The 23,983-nt window shown below is 67.2% G+C and carries 18 protein-coding genes; 8 read left to right on the top strand and 10 right to left on the bottom strand.

The genetic code is table 11. From position 1 onward, the window contains the following. Nucleotides 1–4: 4 nt before the first annotated feature. The 6 genes from ACFVUS_RS41645 to ACFVUS_RS41620 all read right to left on the bottom strand — a co-directional run bounded on the left by ACFVUS_RS41645 (nucleotide 5) and on the right by ACFVUS_RS41620 (nucleotide 10,510). Complete coding sequence (locus ACFVUS_RS41645) at nucleotides 5–811, bottom strand: phosphatase PAP2 family protein (RefSeq protein ID WP_387780333.1); 807 nt, start codon at nucleotides 809–811, stop codon at nucleotides 5–7. Nucleotides 812–938: 127 nt separating this feature from the next. Continuing rightward, nucleotides 939–2,360 (bottom strand): aminotransferase class I/II-fold pyridoxal phosphate-dependent enzyme, encoded by a 1,422-nt coding sequence (locus tag ACFVUS_RS41640; RefSeq protein WP_387780330.1) that lies wholly within the window; start codon nucleotides 2,358–2,360, stop codon nucleotides 939–941. Next, nucleotides 2,357–8,752: an SDR family NAD(P)-dependent oxidoreductase gene (locus ACFVUS_RS41635; RefSeq protein WP_387780327.1), complete on the bottom strand. Its 6,396-nt coding sequence runs from the start codon at nucleotides 8,750–8,752 to the stop codon at nucleotides 2,357–2,359. The genes ACFVUS_RS41640 and ACFVUS_RS41635 overlap by 4 nt, the downstream gene beginning before the upstream one ends. Before the next feature lie 60 nt (nucleotides 8,753–8,812). Next, entirely contained in the window at nucleotides 8,813–9,436 is a 624-nt protein-coding gene (locus ACFVUS_RS41630; RefSeq protein WP_387780324.1) for a GNAT family N-acetyltransferase, read from the bottom strand. A 238-nt stretch (nucleotides 9,437–9,674) separates the two neighbouring features. Continuing rightward, nucleotides 9,675–10,034, bottom strand: a complete 360-nt coding sequence (crcB, locus tag ACFVUS_RS41625) for a fluoride efflux transporter CrcB (RefSeq protein ID WP_387780321.1) — start codon at nucleotides 10,032–10,034, stop codon at nucleotides 9,675–9,677. Next, entirely contained in the window at nucleotides 10,031–10,510 is a 480-nt protein-coding gene (locus ACFVUS_RS41620) for a fluoride efflux transporter FluC (RefSeq protein ID WP_387780318.1), read from the bottom strand. Before ACFVUS_RS41620 ends, crcB begins: the two co-directional genes overlap by 4 nt. Nucleotides 10,511–10,601: 91 nt before the next feature. On the opposite strand from ACFVUS_RS41620, the gene ACFVUS_RS41615 reads away from it, so the two are divergent. Next, the gene (locus ACFVUS_RS41615; protein WP_387780315.1) at nucleotides 10,602–11,735 is read left to right on the top strand and encodes an LLM class flavin-dependent oxidoreductase; all 1,134 of its coding nucleotides are present in this window, start codon (nucleotides 10,602–10,604) and stop codon (nucleotides 11,733–11,735) included. Between the two features lie 10 nt (nucleotides 11,736–11,745). Next, complete coding sequence (locus tag ACFVUS_RS41610) at nucleotides 11,746–12,420, top strand: FMN reductase (RefSeq protein ID WP_387780312.1); 675 nt, start codon at nucleotides 11,746–11,748, stop codon at nucleotides 12,418–12,420. 8 nt (nucleotides 12,421–12,428) lie between these two features. Here the strand turns inward: ACFVUS_RS41610 and ACFVUS_RS41605 are convergent, their stop codons facing one another. Next, nucleotides 12,429–13,325, bottom strand: coding sequence for an alpha/beta fold hydrolase (locus tag ACFVUS_RS41605; protein WP_387780309.1), 897 nt, complete (start codon nucleotides 13,323–13,325; stop codon nucleotides 12,429–12,431). A gap of 210 nt (nucleotides 13,326–13,535) precedes the next feature. Between ACFVUS_RS41605 and ACFVUS_RS41600 the strand changes: the two genes are divergently transcribed. After that, on the top strand, nucleotides 13,536–14,798 hold the full coding sequence (locus ACFVUS_RS41600) for a hypothetical protein (protein WP_387780306.1): 1,263 nt from the start codon (nucleotides 13,536–13,538) through the stop codon (nucleotides 14,796–14,798). Between the two features lie 3 nt (nucleotides 14,799–14,801). Here ACFVUS_RS41600 and ACFVUS_RS41595 read toward each other — a convergent pair whose 3' ends face one another. Next, entirely contained in the window at nucleotides 14,802–15,233 is a 432-nt protein-coding gene (locus ACFVUS_RS41595) for a hypothetical protein (RefSeq protein ID WP_387780303.1), read from the bottom strand. 124 nt (nucleotides 15,234–15,357) lie between these two features. On the opposite strand from ACFVUS_RS41595, the gene ACFVUS_RS41590 reads away from it, so the two are divergent. From ACFVUS_RS41590 to ACFVUS_RS41570, 5 genes are all read left to right on the top strand, one after another. Beyond that, a complete protein-coding gene (locus tag ACFVUS_RS41590; protein WP_387780300.1) occupies nucleotides 15,358–16,098 on the top strand; it encodes a glutamine amidotransferase in 741 nt (246 codons plus the stop codon). Between the two features lie 89 nt (nucleotides 16,099–16,187). Beyond that, nucleotides 16,188–17,684: a bifunctional phosphatase PAP2/diacylglycerol kinase family protein gene (locus ACFVUS_RS41585; RefSeq protein WP_387780297.1), complete on the top strand. Its 1,497-nt coding sequence runs from the start codon at nucleotides 16,188–16,190 to the stop codon at nucleotides 17,682–17,684. Nucleotides 17,685–17,761: 77 nt separating this feature from the next. Continuing rightward, nucleotides 17,762–18,538 carry a DUF3472 domain-containing protein gene (locus ACFVUS_RS41580; RefSeq protein ID WP_387780294.1) on the top strand — a complete coding sequence of 259 codons (777 nt, stop codon included), beginning with the start codon at nucleotides 17,762–17,764 and terminating at the stop codon, nucleotides 18,536–18,538. Nucleotides 18,539–18,596: 58 nt separating this feature from the next. After that, nucleotides 18,597–19,472 carry a DUF4436 family protein gene (locus ACFVUS_RS41575; protein WP_387780291.1) on the top strand — a complete coding sequence of 292 codons (876 nt, stop codon included), beginning with the start codon at nucleotides 18,597–18,599 and terminating at the stop codon, nucleotides 19,470–19,472. A gap of 86 nt (nucleotides 19,473–19,558) precedes the next feature. Continuing rightward, nucleotides 19,559–21,817 (top strand): germacradienol/geosmin synthase, encoded by a 2,259-nt coding sequence (locus tag ACFVUS_RS41570; RefSeq protein WP_387780288.1) that lies wholly within the window; start codon nucleotides 19,559–19,561, stop codon nucleotides 21,815–21,817. Here ACFVUS_RS41570 and ACFVUS_RS41565 read toward each other — a convergent pair. Next, nucleotides 21,804–22,916, bottom strand: coding sequence for a hypothetical protein (locus tag ACFVUS_RS41565; RefSeq protein WP_387780285.1), 1,113 nt, complete (start codon nucleotides 22,914–22,916; stop codon nucleotides 21,804–21,806). The two genes, ACFVUS_RS41570 and ACFVUS_RS41565, sit on opposite strands and share 14 nt — an antisense overlap. Before the next feature lie 439 nt (nucleotides 22,917–23,355). After that, nucleotides 23,356–23,967 (bottom strand): dihydrofolate reductase family protein, encoded by a 612-nt coding sequence (locus tag ACFVUS_RS41560; protein WP_387780282.1) that lies wholly within the window; start codon nucleotides 23,965–23,967, stop codon nucleotides 23,356–23,358. Nucleotides 23,968–23,983: the final 16 nt, after the last annotated feature.

Here is a 23,983-nt window from a genome sequence, read left to right as displayed (position 1 = left end):
CGAGTCAGATCCTCTCATTTCCTCGCAATTCAGGCATTGACCCGGGCCGCTCGAATACCGGCGGGTGCAGCAGCGTCGCCACCGCCAGCAGTGCGGTCGCCACGATCGCGTCGAACCAGTAGTGATTGCCGGTGCCGACCACCACCAGCGTGGTGATGGCGGGATGCAGGAGCAGCAGCCAGCGCCATTGGGTGCGGGTGGCCGCGATCAATCCGAGGGACAGCAGCAGCGCCCAGCCCACGTGCAGCGACGGCATGGCCGCGTACTGATTGGACAGGGTGTCGGTATCGGGCGGGCCGTAGACCGACTGCCCGTATTTCGCGGCCAGATCCACGAATCCGTACTCGGGCAGCATGCGCGGCGGAGCCAGCGGGATGAGCATGTGCAGCGCCAGCGCCGCCGCGGTGAGCGCCACCATCAGATTGCGGGTGAGGCGGTAGTACATGGGCCGGAAGGTCCACAGCCACAGCAGCGCCGTGATGGCCACCGCGAAATGCGCGGTGGCGTAATAGAAGTTCGCGGGCACCGCGAGGAACTCGTGTTTCACGAAGATCGATTGCAGCGCTTGCTCATTCGGCATCTGCAGGCGGTCTTCCCAGGTCAGCAGGGTGCGCGCGTTGGCGAGCGCGTGCGCCTGCTCATCGGCCGCGAGCATGCGGCCGACGCGATAGGTCAGGTACAGCACGGTGATAACCACGAGTTGGACCACGGCCTCGCGGCCGCGGCCGTGTAGCGCCGCCCGCGTTCGATCGATGACGCCGGTTCCCGATGGTGAAACACGTACGGGTGCATCGAGATCCAGTGCCACCATTGGCGCGGCCTCCTCCTCGCTCGGCTGACCGCCCTCCGGGAAGTTAACCGGAGTGATATCCTCCGGTTAACCTAGCATCACTTTCTCGTCACCGGAAATGGGGTGTGATCCGGGATACACGGACCACTCAGACGGCCGCCGTTTCGGGCAGCCCGCTGGCCAAGGCAATGGTCTCGGCCAGTAGGTCCGCGGTCGAAATCAGCTGCTGCGCTGTGTGTTCGGAGGTAATGAAGAAGCGCAAACGCTCCTTGCCGACCGGCACCGCCGGGGCGGAGATGGCCCCGGCGTAGACCCCGCGCCCGAGCAGCGCGGCCGAGACGAATCCGGCCCGCATCTCGCCGGGCACGATGACCGGGCAGATCGGGGTGCCCTGTGACTCTCCGAGGTTCAGGCCCCGGTCGCGCAACGCGGCATGGAAGATCTCGGAGTTCTCCCACAGCCGCGACACCCGCTCCGGTTCGGCCTCGAGCACCTCCAGTCCGGCCATGGCGGCCGCGATGGTCGACGGTGCCGGACCGCCGGTCAGCATGGCCACCCCGGGTGCGCTGGCCTTCATCGCCCCGATCAGATCGGCGTCCGCGGCGATGAAACCGCCGCAGCTGCCCAGCGCCTTGGACAGCGTGCCCATCCAGATATCGACATCGGCGCCCGCCATCCCGTAGTGCTCGCGAATACCGTGCCCGCGCGCACCGAAGACGCCGAACGAATGCGCCTCGTCGACCATTACCGCACAGTCGAATTCCCGTGCGATCGCGGCCAGTTCGGCCACGCGGCCGACCGTGCCGTCCATGCTGTAGTGGCCTTCGAGCACCACGAGGGCGCGATCGAAACCGCCGCGCGACATGCGCAGCACCGCGCGCAGCGATTCGGGATCGTTGTGCCGGAAATTCACTCGGCGGCAGCCCGCCCACTGGGTGCCGGACACCACGCTGCCGTGGATGAGGGCATCGCAGATGGCGACATCGCCCTCACCGAGCAGGAAGCCGATCACCCCCGCGTTGGTGAGGTAGCCGCTGGTGGTCACCAGGGCATCGCCCGCATCGTAGATATCGGCCAGCCGCCGTTCGAGTTCGCCGTAGAGCGGAATCTCGCCGGACACGATGCGACTGGCCGAGGCGGACGCCCCGTACCGATCGAGCGCGTCCTTGGCGGCCCCGACCACGTGCGGATGACTCGACAGGCCCAGGTAGTTGTAGGCGCTGAAGTTCACCAGGTCGGCGTCATTGGCCCGAATCACCGTGTCGTTCGGGCTGTTTCGCGGCAGGAAGAGTGGATTCACCAGCCCGGACTGCGCGGTGATGGCGGCGATGGCGGCCTGCTTGGCCACGGTTGCCGCCACATCCGGGTGATCCGCGAACTGGCGGCCCGGACCGCGCACCCGCCGGGCCGCCGCCGCACCGGCCGCCGGGGGAGCGGCGGTGGGCGGGCGGGTGGCGCCGGCGGCGGGCCGGGTGGCACCGGTCGCCGAGCGCGGTGCGGTGGCGATCCCGCCGCCATTACCATTGCCCGCCAATAGCTTCCGGGCAATTTCCCGTGCGGATTCGGTCATGCTGTCACCTCCGTGGGTGTCGGTGCCGCATCGGTGAGGCCGGTCGGATCGATGGAGTCGGTGCTGCCGATGAGGAATTCGGCGGCGCGCGCGCCCGCCTGTTCCAGGGTGAAGGTGCGGCCCATCTTGAGCGCGGTCAGATCGATGCCGAGCGATTTGCCGACCAGCGCACCGAATTCCACCGCCATGAGCGAATCCAGACCCAGATCCGGGACCGGGACGGTGAGATCGATGGAGTCCGGGTCCACACCCATGACCACCGCGAGCTGCTCGGCGAGCATATGCGCCACCACATCCCCGCGCTTCTGCGCGTCCAGGGCGCGCAGCGCGGCCACCAGATGTGAGGCGGCGGAATCATCCTCGGCCGCCGCCGCGATCTGCTCCTGCACACGCCCGACCATGCTGAAGAAGGGAACGGTCGAGGCGACCTTGCCCCAATCCACCGGGATGATCGCCACCTGATGGTGGATGCCGAGTTCCAGTGCCTTCTCCAGGAATTCGGTGCCCTCGTCCATATCGATATCGTCGAAGCCGGTGGTGCGCAGGTAGCGCGCCACGCTCTCGTCATCGGCCATACCGCCGCCGGACATATGCCCCCAGCCGACGGCCAGTGCCGTGCCGCCCTCGCGGACCACCACGTCGGCGACCGATTGCAGGGCGAGATTCGCGGCGGTGTACGAGTATTGGCCGATGCCGGCGAAGATCGAGCTGCCGGAGGAGAACAGCACGAACAGATCCAGTTCGGCGTTCGCGAGATCGAGCCCGTAGCGCAGCGCGCGCACACCCTCGATCTTGGGCCGGTACACCGCGGCCAGGCTGTCCCGGTCCATCACCGAAATACGCTTGTCGTCAACGACTCCCGCCGTATGGATGACCCCGCGCAGCGGACGCTCGGCGGAATTCGCCCGGGCGATCACCGCGGCAATGCCCTCGACGTCGGTGACATCCACGCGTTCGGTGATCACCTCGACGCCGTCGTGCGCCCACGCGGCCAGTTGATTCCGGCTCGCCTCGGTAGTCGCACCGTTGCGGCCGAGCAGGGTGAGATGCCGTGCGCCCGAACGCACCAGCCAGCGACCGACCGCCAGGCCGAACGCACCGAAGCCACCGGTGATCAGATACCGCGCCGCCGGATCGATGGTCAGGCGCGTAATCTCCGGTCGCACCAGCGGCGCGACGGCCTCCATGCTCACGGCGATGCGGCCCAGCTGGGTGGAGCGCGCCACCTCCTCGAAAGCCTTTGCCACGTCATCGGTCTCGTACAGCTCGAAGGGCAGCCGCCGGTACCGGCCCGAGGCCAGTGCCGCCTCCACCCGCTCCATCAGTGCGATGGTCCGGGTCCGGCGCAGCGCCAGCATGCGATCCAGATCGAAGGAGTGGTAGGAGATGTTCTTGTCGAAGTACTTCAGGTCCAGCACGCCGCCGCCGTAGATATCGGCCTTGCCGATTTCCACGATGCGCCCGAATTCGGCCACCGCCTTGAAGTTCCGGCGCAGGATCTCCCCGGGCGCGGTGCTGATCACTACGTCCGCGCCGCGACCGTCGGTGAGCGCCAGCACGTCATCGGCGAAATTCAATGAGCGCGAATCCAATACGTGATCAGCGCCCTGACCCAACGCGTAGGCGCGCCGGTCGCCGGTGCTCGCGGTGCCGATCACGGTGGCCCCGTGCAGTTTCGCGATCTGTACCGCCGCGGTGCCGACGCCGCCCGCCGCGCCGTGCACCAGCACCACGTCGTCGGCCTGCACCCGGGCCAGCTCCAGCAGCGAGTGTTCGGCGGTGGCGAAGGCGACCTCGCTGGTGCAGTAGCCGGGTTCGGCATCGTCCGATACCGCGCTGACCAGGGTGCGATCGGTGGTGTGGAAGCGGCTGATCATGCCCTTGGAGGACAGCATGACCTTGGCGCCGACCGCGAGATCGGTGATGTCCGAACCGATTCGGACGACGACGGCGTCGCCCTCCATACCGGGGATCGCGCCGAAGTACGTTCCGGCCAGCTCCTCCTCATCGAGGACACCGAGCACCTTGAGCGGATCCTTGTAGCCCAGGCCCACGGCGCGCATGCGGACCTCCACCTCACCCGGACCGGGTTCGCGGCGCTCGCAGCGCCGCCAGCCCAGCCGGGACAGCAGCTTGGATTTGGGCAGCTCGAGGGTGAAGTTGGCTTCCGGATCGGTCAGCGGCACCGCCTGATCCAGTGCGTCGATGCGATCGGGCAGGGACGCGTCCACCACCGGAATCCAGCGCAGGCCATTGCGCAGGAAGATCTCATCGGCATTGTCGTGACTGAACGCCCCGGTGACGGCCAGCTCCGCGGCGATATCGGCTGCGGCGGTGCCGGATTCGATATCGACCAGCCGCCAGCGCAATCGCGGCTGCTCGTTCAGCAGCACCCGGCGCGCACCGGCCAGGGCGGCGTGCGCCGGGTTCGGCGTCGCCTCCTCCTCGGGATGCGCGAAGGCGCGTTCGGTCACCACGCTCACATGCAGCGAGCCGTCACCGATCATCGGGGTTTCGACGCCGCGCCGTTCCAGCCAGCCGTCGAAGAACTCGTCCAGGGTCAGGGCGAGGCGGCGCAGGGTCCACAGATTGTCGAGGTCCTCGTACTCGGCCCCGGCCACCACGATGACGTGCAGTCGCTGCACCTCTTCGGTGACCGTCGCCGACAGCAGCTCTCCGACAACGGTTTCCAGGTCCGCACGCCGCGGATCGCCGAGCGTCAGCAGTCGCTCGGTACCCACGGCCGCCGCGATCTCGGCGGCCCGGGCGCCCGCGCGCACACCCATTTCGAGCACGAGCGCGGCGGTATTCGCACTGTCCGGCAGTGCGTTCGGATCGATCGGATCGCGCAGCTCCCAGCGGTCCTCGTAGAAGAAGTCCGTCATGCGTTGCAGCGCACCGCGTCCCGGCGCGATGGAGCCGAAGCGCATGCCGATGAGCTGCAACACCACCCGCTGTTCGGCATCGAGCAGATCGATATCGGCGATCGGATCGGCGCTGGTGTCCAGCCGCGCGACCACCGTGACCCGGTCCGGTATGGCATCGAATGCGCGCACCTCGGCCACCCCGATGGGCACCATGGCACCATCCTCCGGGCCGCCGGTCCCCGCCAGCAGCGCGGCCACACTCTGGAGCGCGGCATCCACCACGCACGGATGCGCCAGATGTCCGGGGGCCGCCGCGCCCGCACCATTGAGCGCCTCGGGCACGGTGCCGTCCAGGGTGGCCAGCACCGTCGACCCGGAGACGCGCACCGAGGTGGCGCGCTGGAACGCCGGACCGTATTCCAGTCCGCGCGCGGCCAATCCGGCGTAGAACGCGGCCGGATCGATGGCGTGCATCTCATCGATGGCGGGCAGGTCCACCTTGCTGGACTCGAAGACGCCCTCCACCAGGCGGCCGGTCGCGTGCACGGTCCACAGCGCGTCCACGGTCGCGCGTGAGCGAATGGTGAAGCGTCGCGTGGAGTCCTCCACGTGCAGCTCCACGGTCGGCGCGGCACCGTCGTCGATGATGAGCGGTGCGATGAATCGCACCTCCTCCACCGCCACCCGGCGGGTCTCGGTGCGCAGGGCGGCCGCACTCAGCGCCGCGTCCAAATAGGCAGCGCCCGGTAGGATTCGCGCGCCGCCGACCACGTGATCGGCAAGCCACGGCATCGCGCCGACGCTGAGCTGAAGCCGCCACGAGGTCGAGGCATTGTCCAGATCGGCATCGCCGAGCATGGCGTACACCCCGGGTGTCCCGTGCTGGAGCTGTCTGAACACCGGCAGCTCATGGCGCAGGTGGGTGCGCTGCCACGGATAGCGCGGCAGATCGATATGCGGGGTGATCAGATCGCCGAAGAGCGGTTCGAGCTCCAGTACGCCCGCACCGTAGAGCCCGGCGATGGTCTGCCGAATGCTCTCCGCATCGGTCTGTTTGCGATTGAGCGTGGCCACCGAGGTGCCGGTCTCGCCCGCGCCGATCAGGATTTCGCGAATGTTCGCGCCCAGCACCGGATGTGGGCCGACCTCGAGGAATACCCGGTGACCCGCGTCGACGAAGGCGCCGACGGCATCGGCGAATCGCACCGGCTGCCGCACATTGGCGCACCAGTATTCGGCGTCCCAGTCTCCGGCGACGACCTCGCGGCCGGTGACGGTGGACAGCAGCGGAATCGTCGGGTCGCCGAGCGTGAGATCGGCCAGCGCCGTGCGCAATTCGCCGAGGATCGGTTCCATGAGATAGCTGTGGTACGGCACCTCGACCTGGAGTCGACGCGCGAAAACACCCTCCGCGGTGAGACCTTCGGCGATCTCGTCCAGGCGGGTCTCGGCCCCGGCCAGGGTGACCGCGCTCGGGCTGTTCACCGCGGCGATATCGACCAGTGCGTCGCCGTCGATCAATTCCAGTGCGGCCGCCAACGGCAACCCGATGGCCAGCATGCCGCCCGAACCCGCCGTGGTGGCCTGCAATCGGGCGCGGTGGTAGCTGACCAGCAGCGCGTCGTGCAGCGAGAGCATGCCGGTGACATACGCCGCCGATACCTCGCCCACGCTGTGCCCGACCACCGCGGCCGGATGGATGCCCAGCTCATCGAGCAGGGCGAACAGCGAGACCTGCACCAGGAAGTTGGCGGGCTGTGCGATGGCGGTGCCGGTGACCCGGGATTCCTGCTCCGGGCGCAGCAGCTCCTCGATGATGGACCAGCCGGAGATCTGCTGGAACACCGCGTCGATGCGCTGCGCCTCGGCGGCGAAAGTGCCGCCCGCGGTGAGCAGTTCGCGGCCCATGGCCCACCACTGCGGTCCCATGCCGGTGAAGACGAAGACCGGGTCGGCGACCTTGCGCGGCACCACCTTGGTGGCGGCGCGACCGCCGCCATTGGCGTATTCGACCAGGGCCGTGACCAATTCGGCGTCATCACCGAACGTCAGGCCGGTGCGGAACTGGTGATGCTGACGGCGGGTCCAGGCCGCCTCGGCCAGCAGCCCCGGATCCGCGCCGTCGGCGATGAGTTCGGCATAGCCGCGCGCCAGTTCGCGGGCGGCCTGATCGGTGCGCGCGGACACCGGCAGCACGCCGTAATGCCGTGGCTCGCGGTCGATTCCGCCGGTCTGCCGGTATTCCTGGAGAATCGCGTGGGCATTGGTGCCGCCGTAGCCGAAGCCGTTGACCGCCACGGTCATTCGCTCGACCTCGGGCCCGACCGGCTCCGCCTCCAACTGGAGTTTGATGCCCAGCTCGTCGAACGGGATATCCGGATTCGGGGTGTCCAGCCAGCCCTGCGGTGCGATGGTGCGCTTGGAAATGGCCAGTGCCGATTTGATGATGCTGGCAATGCCGGAGGCGGCCTCGGTATGCCCGAGCTGCGCCTTCACCGAGCCGACGCCGACCGGTGCGGTACGACCCTCGACCTGACCGTAAGCCCGTCCGATGGCGCGCAATTCGAGCGGATCGCCGACCGGGGTGCCGGTGCCGTGCGCCTCGACGTAGGTGACCTCGTGCGGTGCGATGCCCGCGCGCCGCGATACCGACTTGGCCAGCGCCTCTTGCAGATCCGCGTTCGGCACCGTGATGGCCGAGGTACGCCCGTCCTGATTGGAGCCGGTGGCCTTGATGACCGCGTACACCCGATCACCGTCGCGCTCGGCGTCTTCCAGCTTCTTGAGCACCACCATGCCCGAGCCCTCACCGCGCCCGTATCCGTCGGCGGCGGCGTCGAAGGGCTTGCTGCGGCCGTCGGTGGCCAGGAAGCCGCCCTTGCACATGGAGACGAACGCCTCCGGCTGCAACAGCATGGTGACCCCGCCCGCGATGGCGACCGCGCAGTCGTCGTTCGCCAGTGCCTGACAGGCCAGATGCAGGGCGACCAGCGATGACGAACAGGCCGTGTCCACGGTGAGCGCGGGTCCGACCATATTGAGCGCAAACGCGATTCGGTTCGACAGCATGGTGTAGGACGCGCCCGCGGCGGTGTGCATATCGATGTACGGCAGCGCGGTGCTGGTGCCGGAGACGGCCAGCTGATCCAGGGTGAACGCGCCGATGTAGACGCCGATCGGCGCGCCGGAGATATGTCCGGCGATGCCCGCGTCGTCCAGCGCCTCCCAGGCGACCTCGAGCACCAGGCGCTGCTGCGGATCCATGGCGGCCGCCTCGCGCGGCGAGATGCCGAAGAAATCCGGATCGAAGGCCCACGGATCGCCGGTCATGAAGGCGGCGCGCTTGGTGTACATGCGGCCCGGCGTGCGCCGGTCCGGATCGTAATAGCGGCGGTAATCCCAGCGCTCGGGCGGTATCTCGGCGACCCCGTCGCGTTTGTTGATGATGAAGTCCCAGAAGGATTCCGGTGAATCGATACCACCCGCGTATCGGCACCCGATTCCGACAATGGCAATGTCAGACACTACGACTCCTCGGCAAATCAGCTCGAACTCTTGATCCCCCCCGAGAAGGCTGCGGTGCTGCTAGGGAACCGGAACCGGTTGCCGCAGCACGAAATTCATCTCAGGTCCGGTACTCCCGATCCGGACCCGGCGAATCAACCCGTAGCCGAAAGTGGCGTAGTACGGCATATTGCCGTCCTTGCAGATACCGCCGACGGTCTCATCGCGCTCGTCGGCGAGCGCGTCCAGCCAGTTCACCAGCGAGCGGCCAACGCCCGCGCGCTGCACCGTGGGGTCCGCGCCCAGGTACACCATGAAGTGGTGTCCCTCGACCGGCCGGACCTCGGCGATGGCGTTGTCCACGTGCACGCCCCGAGCGGTCCCCGCGCCCATGGCGGCCAGCAGCAGCGGGCCCGAAATCGCTTCGCGCCACAGTGATTTCCGGTATCCCGCCGGGTACCACAGCAGTGCGCCCACCACCTTGCCGTCGACCGTGGACACGGCCGCGCCCCCGGCGGGCAGGAAGCGGTACCTGATCATGATGCGCAACATGCGCGGCGATCTGCGATGCCGATCCGCCGGATCGGGGAAGACGTATTCCTCGATCGGATCGTCGGTCGCGAACGCCCTGGAGATGATCCGCGCAATGTCCTCGATGTCGTGCGAGGTAGCCCGGCGGATGACCGGTGTACCCGACTGATCCAAGATTTTTCCCTCGATAGATCCCTGCTTGCCCCATGCCGGGGCGGCAGCCGAACAAGGCTACTGACCAGTAGGTTACATGGCCGGGATTAACTCGCCACCCGTTCGCGTTGTGGCATAAAACAATTCACCGGGCCATTGCCAGTGGGAGGTTCATAACCTAAAGTGCCGCGATCCAAATCCCTTGGGGCGCAACCCAATTGACCCAGACAGCCGTATTATCGCCAGGGCTGGGAATGTCTCACAATGCGGCGTGAAATGCGGTGTAGCTCAACAGGGTTGCGCCCAGTCCCGCGATGACGCTCACGACGATATTCATCGCGGCGTACAGGTATGCCCGCTGTTCGGTCAGTCGCACCGTCTCGTAGCTGAAGGTGCTGTAGGTGGTGAGCGCACCGCAGAATCCGGTGCCCGCCAACGCGTAGACCGGACTCGATACCGCGGCTCCGGTCAGGCCGCCGAGCACCGCGCAGCCGATCAGGTTCACCGTGAAGGTGCCCCAGGGAAAGATGCTGTCGTGCTTGGTCTGAATCGCGCGATCGGTGAGATAGCGCAGCGGCGCGCCGATCATCGCGCCGAGCACGACCAGTAGTGCGGTCATCGCGCCCCCGCTTTCGCGTGCAGGGTGCGGGTGAGGGCGATCGCGGCGAGGGTGGCCGACAGTGCGCATACCAGCGTCCCGGCCATATACGCGAAGGCCAGTGGAACCGTGCCCGGTTGCAGTAGCCCGCGTGTCTCATTGGCATAGGTGGAGAAGGTGGTGAAGCCGCCCAGAATGCCGACGCCCAGGAACGGCCGGGTGAGCGCGTGCACCGGGCGGATCTCGGTGATGGTCACCATGAGCACGCCGATCAGGAAGCAGCCGAGCACATTGGTGGCGAAGGTGGCCCAGGGGAATCCGCCCGCCGGGGTCGGCCAGATCAGCGCCAGGCCGTAGCGGCTCAGCGCGCCGATCGCGCCACCGAGCGCGATCACCGTGAGCACGGTCACCGGATGGTCGATGAGCTCGCGGCGCTGCGCGGGGGAGTGCACGTCGATATCGGAATCGACCGTCCCGATGGTGGATTTTCTCCGCATCGATCGATCAGAGTAGCGGAATAACCTGTGAGCCCCGCCGGTTCATTTGGTTGCCATATCCACAAAGTGGCTTTCGATCCGAGGAGGACTCGTGCAGTTCGGAATCTTCACCGTCGGGGACGTCACCACCGACCCCACCAACGGCCGCACCCCGACCGAGGCGGAGCGGATTCAGGCGATGGTCGCCATCGGCGAGAAGGCCGAAGAGGTCGGTCTCGACGTCTTCGCCACCGGTGAGCACCACAATCCGCCGTTCGTGCCGTCCTCGCCCACCACCATGCTCGGCTATCTGGCCGCTCGCACCGAGCGCCTGATCCTGTCGACCGCGACCACGCTGATCACCACCAATGACCCGGTCAAGATCGCCGAGGACTTCGCCATGCTGCAACACCTGGCGGGCGGGCGCGTCGATCTGATGATGGGCCGCGGCAATACCGGACCGGTTTATCCCTGGTTCGGCAAGGATATTCGCGACGGCATCCCGCTGGCGGTGGAGAACTACCACCTGCTGCGGCGGCTGTGGCGCGAACAGCGCATCGACTGGGAAGGCCGATTCCGCGGTCCGCTCCAGGGTTTCACCTCGACCCCCGCACCGCTGGATGGCACCCCGCCGTTCGTCTGGCACGGTTCGATCCGCTCGCCCGAGATCGCCGAACAGGCCGCGTACTACGGCGACGGGTTCTTCCACAACAACATCTTCTGGAACAAGGAGCACACCGAGCAGATCGTGCGCCTGTATCGGCAGCGCTTCGAGCACTACGGGCACGGCAGCGCGGATCAGGCCATCGTCGGACTCGGCGGTCAGGTGTTCATGGCCGAGACCGAGGCCGAGGCCAAGAAGCGCTTCCGCCCCTACTTCGACAACGCGCCGGTGTACGGGCACGGCCCGTCGCTGGAGGATTTCACCGAGCTCACCCCGCTGACCGTCGGAACCCCCGAGCAGGTCATCGAACGCACCCTCGGCTTCGCCGATTACGCGGGCGATTACCAGCGCCAGCTGTTCCTGATGGATCACGCCGGACTGCCCCTGGACACCGTGCTGGAGCAGATCGACATCCTGGGCCGCGAAGTGGTTCCGGTGCTGCGCAAGGAATTCGAACTGCGCCGCCCCGAGCATGTGCCCAGTGATCCGCCCACCCACACCAGCCTGGTCGCGGCCGGTCCCGACGCCCCGCACCACCTGGTCGAACCCGCCCGTGACCGCATGTCGGCCGAATCGAATTGAGGCACAACAAATGAGCCGCAAGGTCGTGGTACTCACCGCCGGACTGTCCCAGCCCTCCTCGACCCGCCTGCTCGCCGATCAGCTGGCCGCCGCCGTCTCGGCGGCGGTCGGCGGACGCGGTGAGAGCGTCGAACTCGACGTGATCGAACTCCGGGAACTGGCCACCGAATTGGCCGCCACCATGGCCACCGGCGGCATCCCGACCCCCGCCGTGGCGGCCGTCCGCGAACGAATCTCCCAGGCGGACGGGCTGATAGCGGTGACCCCGGTCTTCGCCGCCAGCTACAGCGGCCTGTTCAAGATGTTCTTCGACATCCTCGATCCGGACGCCCTCAACGCCATGCCGGTCCTGATCGCGGCCACCGCGGGCACACCCCGTCACTCGCTGGTCCTGGACTACGCCATGCGCCCGCTCTTCACCTACCTGCGCGCGGTGATCGTCCCCACCGGTGTCTTCGCCGCCACCGAGGACTTCGGCTCCACCGGTCTGGCCGACCGAATCCACCGCGCCGCAACCGAATTCGCCACCCTGGTGGTGGCCGAGCCCACCGCCGTCGGCGGGTTCCTGCAAGAACCCGAACCGCGTAAACGGCACTCCGGCAATTCCCTCGGCGCGGTGACCCCGTTCAGCCGCCTGCTCGCCGGACACACCGGCAGCGGACCGGTACCGGCGAAAGAGCACTGAGCCGCAAGCTACTTGGTGCTGTCGGCCAGTTCGATCAGGCGGGCTCGGACCAGTTCCGGGCGCTCGTCGATGACGAAATGGCCGCAGCCGGTGACGGCCTCGAAGGTGTAGTCGTCGGCTTTGGCGGTGGCCGGATCGGCCATGGAGTGGTGCACGGCCACATCGTCGACGCCGAAGAGGGCGCGGATGGGAATGGTGCCGCGGCGGCGCTCCGGATTGCGGGCGGCCCGGGGAATCTCCCGCACCCAGAAGGTCCGGTAGGTATCGGTGGCGGCCTTGGCGCAGACCGGATCTCGGAAGCGATCCGAGAAGACGCGGATATCCTCGCGGCTGACCGTCGAGCGGTCGCTGATGGCGGCGGTGATGAGCCGATTCAGGAAGCCGGTGCGCTGCTGGATCGGCTTGCCCGCGATGGCGATCAGGGGCTGATAGGCCAGGAATCGCCAGATATTGCGTGCCACAACCGATGTGGGCACCCAGGGGTGCGCCATATTCATCGCCAGGTAGCCGGAGAAGCGGTCCGGGTTGCTCAGGATCATCCGGTAACCGATGAAAGCGCCCCAGTCGTGACCGGCGAGCAGGACCTGCTCGATACCCAATTCGTCGAGCAGGGCGAACAGGTCCGCGGCCACATCGTCCTTGGCCCAGCGGTGCGGTGCGGGTCCGGACCAGCCGTAGCCGGGCAGGTCGGGGGCGATGACGCGCAGTCCCGCAGGCGGATTCGCGAGCAGATCGCGGTACGCGTAGTGATGCTGGGGCCAGCCGTGCAGCAGCAGTACCGGTCGCCCGTCCGCCGGTCCGGCCTCGGTGACGTGGAATCGCACCCCGCGCGCGGTGACGAACGAACGCCGCACCCCGTCGATCTCGGGTGGTACGGATGCGGCGGCACTGCCGAATTCAGCCATGCGGTCACGATATCCGGCGGTGCGACGGCCCGCCTCCTACCGCGGGCGGAGCCCCGACGCCGTCCACGGGCGGGTGCGCGGGATGATCCGCCGGGCGCATCGAGGCGGTCAGCAACCTCCCAGTCATGCCGCCGGGTCGCATGGGCCGCGCCCGCCCGATGCGGTGAAAACCGCCCGTACGCACGGCTTGCAGGCCGTACCCTCGGGAGGGTGTGGCTCGATCTGATCTCCATTCCATTGTTCACCGGGGTCATCGGCTATGTCACCAACTGGACCGGCATCCTGATGCTGTTCGAGCCGATCCGCTTCCACGGTTTCCGGTTACCGGGTTTGCGCTGGGTCTATCCCTATCTGCCGCGCCGCGTTCAGGTGCTGCCGCTGCTGTCCGCCGACGGCCGGGTCGGCTGGCAGGGCATCGTGCCCTCGCGCGCGGAGAAAATGGCCAGCATCGCGGTCGACAAAGGACTCTCCAAACTCGGCGGCATGGCCGATTTCTATCGTGAGCTGGATCCGGACAGCATTGCCGAACAGCTGGTCACGCTGACCCGGCCGCAGGTTCCGACGATGGTGGCGCGCATTCTGGAGCGGCGGAATCCGCAACTGTGGTTCAACCTGCCCGAATCCGCGCGTGAACTGGTGTTTCGCCGGGTCGCCGAGCAATTGCCCGCCAGCGCCCGCGCGATTACCGATGGCATCGGCGAGCATATCGAGGAATTGATCGACCCCAAGTGGATGACCATCCGCCATCTCACCGCGAATCCGCGGCTCATCAATCGCATATTCCGGGAGATCGCCGCCTCGGAACTGCGCTTCATGCAGAATTTCGGCTTCTACTTCGGTTTCCCGATGGGTTTCGTGCTGGTCGCCATTCTGCATTTCTTCCCGTACTGGTGGGTGCTGCCGCTGGGCGGGGTGGTGATCGGTTACATCGTGAACTGGGTCGGCATCACCATGATCTACGAACCGCTGCAGCCGAAATGGTGGGTGCCGTGGCGGCAGGGCCTGATGCTCAAGCGCCGCAATGAGATCGCCGACGGCTACGCGGAAATCATCGCGGGCGAGGTGATGACGCCGCAGAACCTGGCGCGGGAACTGCTCGCCGGACCACGCGCCGACCGCACCACCGCCATGCTCGACTCGATTCTGAGCGCCTCCATCGATCAGGCGGTCGGGCAGGCCAAGCCCGCGCTGCGATTCTCCTTGGGCCGCACCGGTTATGACCGGCTCAAATCCGATGCCACCCCGGAGATCCTGCAACTGGCGCACACCGCCTTCGACGATCCGTCCTTCCTGTCCTCGCAGACCGCGCGCATTCGCGATTTCGTGGCGACCCAGATGCGTGCCCTGGATCGCCGCGATTTCGTGGACCTGCTGCGTTCGGCGACCCGTCAGGACGAATGGCTGCTGTTCGTGCACGGCGCCGCGCTCGGTGTGCTCGGCGGCCTGCTGCACCTGGCCATCTTCGGGGTCTGAGCGCTACGCGGGGGTGATGGTGGCGACGATGGTCTGGATCGCGCCCTCGGACATGGCGAAGGTCTCCACGATGTCGACCGTCATGAGCCGGATTCCGGCGACCCCGGAATCGAGCAGATAGCGCGCGGTGACCACATTGCCGGCTTCGGAGAACTGGATATCGCGCACGCCCTGGATGACCGAATACTGCACGCCGTGTTCGAGGTCGTTGGACAGTTGCGGCCCGGAGGTGCCGGTCTTCAGGCCCGCCTCCACGCGGGTCGCGTCGGGGGTGAAGCGCACCGCGCTCGCGTCGTGCGAGACCAGCGCGTCGATGTACGCCTTGGCCATGGCGGCATTCGGGCTGAGCGTCGGATCCGCCGCCGCCCCAGCGCTTCCCGAGCCGAAGGTGAGTGCTGCCGCCGCCGCTGCCGAGACAACTGCAACCTGTTTCATTTTCATGAGCACATCCTGTCAGCAAACCCGGCCCGTGCGGGCGCGATCCGGGACTCGCACCGGGTAATCATCGCTAAAGGGACTTCCGAGTTTTCCGGGCGCTCGGTATTCCATAATCGAATCCATGCCCAAGCCCTGCGTGCTGCTGCAGTTACGTCCGGAAACCGCCGCGGCGGATGACGAGTACGCCGCCATCCTGCGTATGGGCGAGCTGTCGCCCGGCGACCTGGTGCGGGTGCAGATGGATCGCGAATTCCCGGATCTGGCACTGGACGACTACGCCGCGGTGATTGTCGGCGGCGGTCCGAGCAATGTCAGCAACCCCGACGCGCGCAAGTACGACTATCAGCGCGAATTCGAGCCCAAGCTGCGCAAATTGGTCTCCGAGATAGTCGCGCGCGACTTCCCCTACCTCGGCGCGTGCTACGGCCTGAGTATTCTGGCCGATGTGCTCGGTGGACGGGTCAGCGATGAACGCTTCGGCGAAACCGCCGGGGCGACCACGATCGAACTCACCGCGGAGGCCGAGGCGGACGCGCTGCTCGCGGGCCTGCCGAAGTCCTTCCGGGCCTTCGTCGGCCATAAGGAAGCCTGCCAGGAAACTCCGCCCGGTGCGGTGCTGCTGGCCGATTCCGCGGGCTGCCCGGTGCAGATGGTGCGGGTCGGCGAGCATGTGTACGCCACCCAATTCCATCCCGAACTCGATGGTGACGGCCTCGCGCTGCGCATCGAGATCTATCGCAACGCAGGCTATTTCGATCCCGAGGAGGCCGACCTGCTGACCGCTCTGGGCCATCGCGAATCGGTGCCCGTACCAGCCGAGATCCTGCACCGCTTCCTCGACCGCTATTACCGCGATCGATGAATGCGCCGTTGGCGCAAGCACTTCGCCGCATCCTGTCACCCGGTAGGTTCGATGGGGTGAGTGCTTGGTTTGGGCGAAACTTTCAGCGAGTGGGCAATTTTGACCGAGCCGTGAACGGTGCGGTGGGGCGGATTCCGGTGACCGGGGTCGATCGGGGCATGCTGCGGTTGACCCAGACCGCGGATCGCGGGGTGCTGTGGGCGGGTATCGCGATGCTGCTGGCCGCGCGCCAGGGCTCGACGCGGCGGGCCGCACTGCGCGGTGTCATCTCGGTCGCGGGCGCGAGTTTCACGGTCAACGTGGTGCTCAAATCGATGTTCGCGCGCCGCCGCCCGGCCGCCGAGGCGCTGCCCTCGGCGCGGCGGTTGATGCGCTTCCCGACCTCCTCGTCCTTCCCGTCCGGGCACAGTGCCTCGGCCGCGGCCTTCGCGACGGCGGTGGCGCTGGAGAGTCCGCGCGCCGCGCTGGTGGTGGCCCCGCTGGCGGCCTCGGTGGCGTATTCGCGGGTGCACACCGGTGTGCACTGGCCCTCGGACGTATTCGTCGGCGCGGCAGTGGGTTCCGGGGTCGCGCTGGCCACCCGGCGCTGGTGGCCGGTGCGCGTCTCGGATGAGGCGCAGGCGCGCCCGGTCCGTGAGGCTCCGGCCCTGGTCGACGGCAAAGGTCTTGTGCTGCTGGTGAATCCGGTTTCCGGCGCGGCGGGCTACGACCCGTACGACGATGTCGTGGCCGCCTTGCCCGCGGCCACCGTCTACCGCACCGAGCCGGGCCGCGATGTCGTGGAGCATCTGCGGACGCTGCTGGCGGAGTACACCGGCGAGGTGCGCGCGGTCGGAGCGGCCGGTGGTGACGGCACCATCGCGGCGGCGGCCACGGTCGCGCTCGGACATGACCTGCCGCTGGTGGTCATTCCCACCGGCACGCTCAATCACTTCGCCCGCGATCTCGGCGTCTACGACCTGCTGGAGGTGGTGGACTCGACCGGTGTGGGCGAGGCCGTCGCGGTCGATGTCGCGAGCGTGGAACTCGAGACGGCCACCGGTTCGCGCACCCACCATCTGATCAATACCGCGAGCCTGGGCGCGTATCCGGATCTGGTGCGGTTGCGCGAGAAATGGCAGGGGCGCTGGGGTAAGTGGCCGGCCTTCGCGGTCGCGCTCGTCATCATGCTGCGCCGCGCGGAGCCGATTCGGATTCGCTTCGAGGATCGCTGGCACGATGTGTGGTTCGTCTTCGTCGGCAACGGTCCCTACCATCCGCACGGCGCTGTTCCGGCCTTCCGTTCCCGCCTGGACGCCGGGCTGCTGGATGTGCGCTGGGTGCGCGCCGATGTCCGGTTCTCCCGTTCGCGCGCGGTGCTGGCGCTGTCGCTGGCCGCGATCGGCCGCAGCAAGGTGTACGGCGAACGCCTGGTGCCGGAGTTGACCGTGCATCTGAACGAGCCCGAGGCCGTCGCGGCCGACGGTGAGGTGCTGGGTGCGGCCGTGCGCGTGCACTTCTCGATCGCCGGGCAGGTGGCCGCCTATCGTCGCGACGAATCCAATCCGCGCTGGGCGAATCGGCCCCGCCCGCACCACCGCGGTTAGCCCGTCCCCTTGTAGAGTTCCGAACACAGGTTCTTCCGCTGGTTGCCGTGTTCCGATCTCTTCGTGAGGGGAATTCGATGAAGCATTCAGCTCGTCCCCGCGTCGGCGTCAGCCTGGCCTGCATCGCCCTGCTCGTGGCCGGTTCCGGCGCCTGCGCCACCTCGGCCGCCGATGACGCGCCCGCGGAGCAGGACACCGGGGCGACCCCGGGCACCTACTCCTACTGGGTGCCACCCGCCGACCCGACCTCGTTCAGCATGCCGATGCTGCTCGAGGCCGACCCCGGCAATTACAACGCCTACTGGTCGAATCAGTTCAGCCTGAACGATGCCGCGCACACCGGTGGATATCTCGGCTTCCAAACCCATGACGATGGCGGCGGCATGTTCCTGGGCTCGCTGTGGAACGCCAAATCGGCCAAGCCCGGTTCGGACGGCACCTACTGCACCGAGTTCGGCGGTGAGGGTGTCGGCATGTCCTGTCGCTGGAACGAACGACCAAGGGCGGGTGCGCAATACCTGCTCACCGTCAGCAAATCCGGCACCCACGGCTGGACCTTCACCGTGGTGAACTCCACGGCCAATACCACCACGACGCTCGGCACCATCTACACCGAGGCCGACGCCAAACTCTCCGGGGCCGACTTCGTCTCCTGGACAGAGTATTTCGACTGGAACAACCCGGCCACCACCTGCGAGCAGGCCAAATACTCGAAGATGCGGTTCGGCATCCCCGCGACCAGTGCGGGCAACGGCCGCTACACCGGAACCGACACCCGCAAACGCTGTCCGCAGATGGAGCGGGTGACCCTGAACGCGGTCGGCGCGACGCAGGAGGACGGTCCGCTGCCTTAGCTCGACGTCTCTCGGCTCGAATTCCCTTGTCCGGCACACAGGTTGGAGTTCTCTGGCAATGAGTTCGGTGAACAGTCGAATGCGCGGCGCGGTGCCGGTGCTGATCGCGGCCGCGCTGTTGGTCGCGGCGCTGGCGATCAGTCTCGGGCTGTACGCGGTGCAGAAGAATCACGGCAGCGCCGTGCACGTCGTCGGGGCCGAGGAACACGCGGATCGTATCGATCTGGATGTCGCGATCATTCGAATCGACGCCGCCGCACAGGAACTCGTGATGCAGATGACGCCGATGGCACGCGGTGCGCTCGGCGATGACGAGGGGCGCTTCCGTGCCGACACCACGCTGCACACCTCCGGGCTCACCTCCGAACCCATCGTGTACCGGGCGGGCGATATCAACTCCGGTTCGGAGCTGCGGGTCGCCATCGGCGGCGGCGGGATGATCACCGACTATCCGTTCGACAAATACGACGCGCGCATGGCGTTCGCGGGAACCAGTGGCGGGCAAGAGATTCCGGTGGTGCTGGACCTGTACAGCCTGGACGCGGCCTTCAGCGTGACCGCGAAGCCGGATACCGCTTACGGGGCCGATACGGTCGGCGCGGTGCTGACCGTGCGCCGGTCGACGGCCTCGATCGTCTTCGCGGTCTTCGTCATGGCGCTCATGCTCGGGCTGGCGTGGGCGGCGGCCACGGCCGCGTTCTACGTGCTCTCCGGGCGGCACGGGTTGATCTGGCCCGCCAACACCCTGATGGCGGCCATGTTGTTCGCCATGGTGCCGCTGCGCAACGCGGTGCCCGGCTCGCCGCCGATCGGGTCGATCATCGATTTCGGATCGTTCTTCATCGCCGAGACGGTGGTGGCGCTGGCGCTGATCTGCACGGTGCTGGTCGGTTACCGGCAGGAAATGCGCAAGCTGCGCACAACGGACCACTGAGCATGTTCGAGCCGATTCCCGTGAAAGTTGGCGGCGCTGGTCGTACCGTTGTTGGGGGCGTTTTGGTCGATGACTAGGGGGTTGCTGTGCAGCCGTTCGAACTTCCCGATTTCTATATGCCCTACCCCGCGCGGCTGAACCCGCATCTGGAGCAGGCGCGGGCGCACACCCGGGGCTGGGCCGCCGACATGGGGTTCTTCGAACCGCAACAGGGGCACCACATCTGGGATGAGGACGATCTCGAGCGGCACGATTACGGGTTGCTGTGCGCATACACGCACCCGGATTGTGATGGCGCGGAACTGGATTTGATAACCGACTGGTACGTCTGGGTCTTCTACTTCGACGACCACTTCCTGGAGCTGTACAAGCGCACCCGGGATATCGCGGGCGCGCGCGACTATCTCGAGCGGTTGCGGGAATTCATGCCGCTCACCGGAATCGATATGCCCGAGCCGACCAATCCGGTGGAGCGTGGCCTGGCCGATCTGTGGCCGCGCACGGTGCCCGCCATGTCGCTGGACTGGCGCAGGCGCTTCGCCACCACCACCCAGGCGCTGCTCGAGGAATCGCGCTGGGAGCTGAACAATATCGCCGAGGGCCGGATCGCCAATCCCATCGAGTACATCGAGATGCGGCGCAAGGTCGGCGGTGCGCCGTGGTCGGCGAATCTGGTGGAGCACGCGGTGGGCGCCCAGGTGCCCGCCCAGCTCGCGCCGACCCGGCCGCTGCGGGTGCTGTGCGATACCTTCGCCGACGCCGTGCACCTGCGCAATGACATCTTCTCCTATGAGCGCGAGGTGCGGCAGGAGGGCGAGAACGCCAACTGCATCCTGGTCATGGAGCGTTTCCTGGGGGAGGAGACGCAATCGGCCGCCGAGATCGTGAACGATCTGCTCACCTCGCGGGTGCAGCAGTTCGAGTACACCGCGCTCACCGAATTGCCGCTGCTGTTCGCCGAATACGGCGTGACTCCCGCCGAGCAGGCCGATGTGGCGTTGTACGCCAAGGGATTACAGGATTGGCAGTCCGGCGGGCACGAATGGCATATGCGGTCCAGCCGGTATATGAACAGGGGCAGTCGCAAGAGCGCCACGCACGCGCTGCCCGCGGCGTTCGCACCGGCGGGGCTGGGCATGTCGGCGCTGCGGATCACCCCGAGTAGCTTGGGGCTCAAGCGATTCGCGCGATTCGCGCACGAGCCGTTCGAACCGGTCGGGCCGACACCGCTGCCCGAGATCTACATGCCTTTCGAACTGCGGTTGAATCCGCTGCTGGACAGCGCCCGGGAGCATATCGTCGAGTGGGCGCGCGGAATGGGGATGCTCGAACCGGTGCCCGGTCTGGAGCTCAACATCTGGAGCGAAGCCGATCTACGTGATTTCGACTTCGCGCTCTGCTCTTCGGGTTTGGACCCGGACGCCACCGCCGACGAGCTCGATCTGGCCACGGCCTGGCTCACCTGGGGCACCTACGTGGACGACTACTATCCGGCCGCGTTCTTCCCGACCCGGAATCTGATCGGCGCGAAGGCGCAGGGCAGGCGGTTACAGGAGTTCATGCCGATCGACCAGCCGGTCACCGCCGTGCCCGCGAATCCGCTCGAGCACGGCCTGCTCGAACTCTGGGCGCGCACCACCGCGGCCATGGATACCGAGCAGCGGACCGAATTCCGCAGGGCCGTACAGAGTTTCCTCACCGCGTGCGAGTGGGAAGTGCTCAATCAGACCCTGCACCGCATCCCCGATCCCATCGACTATGTGGAAATGCGGCGCGATACCTTCGGTTCGGATCTCACCAAGGCGCTGTCCCGGCTCTCACACGGCAATCTGGTTCCGCCGCAGGTGTATCGGACCCAGACGCTCTCGAATCTGGAGAATACCGCCGCCGATTACGCGGTTCTGCTCAACGATCTGTTCTCCTATCAGAAGGAGACCGAGTTCGAGGGCGACTTCCACAATGGCGTCAGCGTGATCCGCAATTTCCTGGACTGCGACCGCGATCGGGCCGTCACGCTGATCAATGATCTGATGACGGCCCGCCTGGAACAGTTCGAGCGCGTGGTGAGCCGGGAACTGCCGACGCTCTACGAGGAGTACGGCCTCGACGACTCGGCGCAGCGGGTGCTGAATCAGCGTGCCGCCGAACTCCAGGATTGGATGGCCGGGATCCTGAACTGGCATCTGAACTGCCGCCGGTATGCCGAATCCCAACTGGTGCAACGATTCCGTCCACCACCGGTGGTCGCGGCGGCCCGGCCCGAGCTGCCGTTCCTGCGGCCGACCGGGCTGGGCACGCGCGGGCTGCGCATCGGCGCGACCCGCGCGCAGGTCACCTCCGGGTGACGCACACCGTCGCGCCGAGGCTGATACCGGCGTCGATGGTGATGTAGGGCGAGCCCGGCGGGCATTTGCCGTCGTCGGGCTGGTGCACATCGGTCACCTGGAACCGCGCCGCCGGATCGCCGCAGTCCAGCCGCCGGGTGCGGGCCGAGGTGCCGGTGCCGTCGACGGCGATGCAGTCGCCGAATTTGGCGTAGGCGGCATCGCTCTGATCGGCCGGGCCCAGGCAGATGGACAGCACCAGATCGGTTTTGTCATTGGTCGTCATGGAGAACCCCGAGGCGGCAACGACATCCGGGCATTGCGGGCGCACCGGTTGCTGATATCCGGTGCTCACCTTCAGCACCTTCTTGGACGCCTCGGGTGCGGTGCAGGCCACGATCTTCTGGATGTTCTTATCGAGGCAGTCGCCGACCACGGCACTGCCCAGATAGGTGGGATCCGTTGCGGTCACGCACAATACGATCGCCCGCCCGCCCAATGAGGCCTGCGCGTACGCCTGTCGCGCGGTGGTCTCGTTCTTGCACGCCTTATCGGTGACGGGCACGGCCAGATGCATTTCGACGGCCAGCACCTTCGCACCGAAAACGCCTGTGCCGCAGGGCACGCGCAGAATCGTATCGCCCGCACCCTTCACATCGACGCAGTCCCCGGCCTGTACCGCGCCGGGATCGTTCATATTGAGCCGGGTCGGTGCCAGGCACAGCACGGTTTCGACCTGCTCTCCCGCATCCACCGGTTCGGCGATGGCCTTGGTGACATCGGGATATTTCGTGCACACCGACTCGAGCGGATACTTCACATCCTCGCGGGCCGCGATTCGATAGAGCGCACTCGGGTCCGCACAATCGAATTCCACCGGTGGATTCGAGGTGATGGACACGCAGGCGTTGAACGCGAAGCGCTGCACCGGATCCGGCCGCGTCACCAGATATCCGGCCACCGATCCCGCGACCGCCACCACGATCGCCACCGCCACCGCGACCCATGTGAGCGGCTTCCGCGCCCAGGACTTCTCGGGCTCGGCCGGCACGTCGGACGGCCAGATGCCCGGTGGACCCTGACCCCAGCCAGGTGCGGGAGTCGCTGCGGGGCCGCCCATTCCGGGATGTGTCGGCGCGCTGCCCCACTCGTGCCCGGGCGGAATGGTTCCGGCACCCAACCCGGCCTGTGCGGTTGGTTGTGCGCCTGCCCACCCACCCTGTTCGGCGGGGGAAGGCCACTCCGGGGCAGGCCGCACCGCGGGGGACTCCCCGGTCGGCGGCGGGGCCCAGCGTGAGTGGGCTACCGGGTCCGGTCCGGCGGTCGCCCACTGCATCTCCGCCGGGGTGTTCGGTGTCGGGGCCGGGCCCCATCCCGCCGGGTGCTCCGGTTCCGGCGTCGGGGCCGGGCCGGTATGGACGGGTTCGTCGACAGAATTGTCCGACTGGTCGTGCACTTTTCTTCCCCCACCAGCTGTAATGCGGTATTCGAGACCCCGCGGGCGCGGGGGAAGATGATCTTAGCCGGGGCGGGGGACAGTGCCGCCCAATATGTCTCGGTTATCGGTCCTGCGGCAGGTGCTGGGTGGCCTCGGTGTAGCCGCCGGTGCGGGTGGTGTCGTCCGAGGTGTAGATCAGGTGCAGGACGCCGGTGCTGAACGGGGTGGCGGACAGCAGCCGCAGCGGGATGGGGTCGCCCTCGTCGAACAGGCGCAGGCCGTGCCGCAGCGCGATGGGGTGGACCAGCAGGTGCAATTCGTCGAGCACGCCCGCGGCCAGCAGCTGGCGCACGATGGACGGGGAACCGCTGATGGCGATATCGGTATCGCCCGGCTCCTGCTTGAGCGCGGTGACGGCCTCGATCAGATCGCCCTTCAGCAGTTCGGAATTGCGCCACGGCAGGTCGAGGTCCTGGTGCGAGACGACGATCTTGCGCGCGTCACCGAGCGTTTTCGCCATACCGGCGTCCTCACCGTCACCGTTCTCGCGCTCGGGCCAGGCGGCGGCGAAGCCCTCGTAGGTGGCGCGGCCGAGCAGCAGGGTGTCGGCGGTGGCGAGCTGGGAGCCGACCGCCGCGCCCATCTCGTCGTTGAAGTAGGGGAAGTGCCAGTCCTGGGGTTCGCCGATCACGCCGTCGAGTGAAATGAACAGTCCCGCAGTGATTTTCCGCATTTTCGGCTCCTTGCCG

The sequence above is a fragment of the Nocardia sp. NPDC058058 genome (assembly GCF_042885355.1).
Lineage (GTDB): Bacteria > Actinomycetota > Actinomycetes > Mycobacteriales > Mycobacteriaceae > Nocardia.
Note: the sequence above shows the minus strand (reverse complement) of the source record. Positions and strands in the feature narration are given on the sequence as shown.